Here is a 1,942-nt window from a genome sequence, read left to right as displayed (position 1 = left end):
TTCTAAAGCATTACATTTAGATTATTCCAATATACAGATAACATCTAATAGATTAAGAATAATCTTCAAACTTCAAGAATCTCACAAACTTCAAAAATATAGCTTAAAATTGATGTATTTAAATTTGAGCAAAGGGGTAGTACAGGTATGGATTTTAAAACTTCAATATTTTGGGTTGTTTTTGATGTGTTTTAATTTGTGATTAATTGGATATTCTGATTTAAAATTAACAACAAAAAAAAATATATTTAAATTTGATTAATTTATAAATAATTTTGAGGATCTACTTCTTCTGCTTCAGCTGGCTCTGCCTCAAGATCAGGTTTATAGATTTCTAAATATTCAGGCTTCAATTTATAAACTTCTCGTTTCTTACCATCAGAAAATGGTAAAGATGTTCTATGTAACCTACCTTCTTTATTAGATATACAGACATCTTTAAGTTTGAGTTTAAATCTATCTAATTTCTTCTTATCAGGATCAAAATTAACAAATACATCATAAATCTGCTTCCATTCACTATATGTTATTCCAACTGTAAATCTATTGTAATTTTCAACAATAAATTGTTCAACATCAGATCTACAAGCTTCAATTAAATGTTTCTTAGCACCTGTTAATGGAATAACAGTTGGATCAAATTTAGAGATATCTCTATTCAAGAAGAACGTCATCAAGTTACTGTAGAATGATTCTGGAAGATTATGCAGATCTTTCAATAACTGATTATCATATTTATATTTACCATTAACATTTAGAACCAAATATCGTCTATCATCAGGAGGAACAATAATTGGTTTTGCATGATTAGATATAAATATTAAATTTGATACATTTTCAGGCCATCTATTTGGTTGAAATTTTTCACCTATTCTAACTCTTGGATCTGTAATTAATGATTTTAATGCATCCATATCTTGAAGATAAGCATCTTTAGATGATTTCATTTCATTCAAAACTATTAAAATTTTATGTTCAATAGCAGAATTGAAATTTCCAACTACAGCATTCAAATCATTAATATTTCCATTGGAATAACCAATAAATAATTGAGCAAGAATATCAGTAAATGTATTTTTACCTGCTCCTTGAACACCTTTCATAACTATAGATGTCATATTTCTTTTTCCTGGATTTTGAGCAATATTAGCAATCCAATTAAGAATATAATTATAAACTTCTTCATCAGAATCAGAGATTACTTCATAAATCAGTTTTAAATAATTCTCAATTTCACTCATATCACATTCAGGAAGTTTTTGATATCTATAACCATGGAAGAACGAAATTAAATTTAATGGTTCTCCAAATACATCAAGTTCTGGTTCTGAAGTATCCAAATTAAAAGCTATATCATCAAAAGATAATAAATGTTGATATTCTATGAATGCATCCCAGGCAGTATAGAATGTAGTATCTGTTTTAGGATATAAATGAATTGATTTTAATTGTTCTCTTGCTCTTTCAAATGTTACATAATTCCATTTTAAAGTTTTAGTGTTAGGATCAATTCCTTTTTCAATGAAATATTTATCTCCTTCAAGCTTGAATCTATAAACCCTAGATATATCCTTAATGACTTGTTCGAATGTTCTATATTTATGTTTCGTGGCTTTATTAATCAAATTTTTTAATCTAAAATTATCATGAAGATCAAAATCACCAATATCAATAACACCATTCAATGGAAGAACGTTCGTTTTCCAATAATTAGGATTATGATATTTGATGATGTTAAATAAACAACCCATATGTGATTTTTCATCAATAAGTTTGTTGTAAACTTCATCAAAATGTTCCTTTGCTTCAGGAGTTAAAAGATCATTCTCATGAACTTTCGCATATGCAAGATCAATTAAATCTTCATTCAAACAGTTAACCGCTTTACAGAAATGTAATAAAGCAACTTCTTTTTCCATTGATTTTCCTGCATGTGCACAAT

General features: G+C 27.1%; 1 protein-coding gene. It reads right to left on the bottom strand.

Features of this window, described 5'->3' with window-relative positions; genetic code table 11:
* Positions 1-263: 263 nt before the first annotated feature.
* On the bottom strand, positions 264-1,942 hold a 1,679-nt coding region (locus tag ACR0P1_RS07805; protein WP_432645844.1), incomplete at its 5' end, for a primase-helicase family protein.

This window comes from Methanobrevibacter sp. (assembly GCF_050872065.1).
Classification (GTDB): domain Archaea; phylum Methanobacteriota; class Methanobacteria; order Methanobacteriales; family Methanobacteriaceae; genus Methanocatella.
The sequence above is the reverse complement of the archived record's forward strand: the minus strand, read 5'-3'. Positions and strand labels throughout refer to the sequence as shown.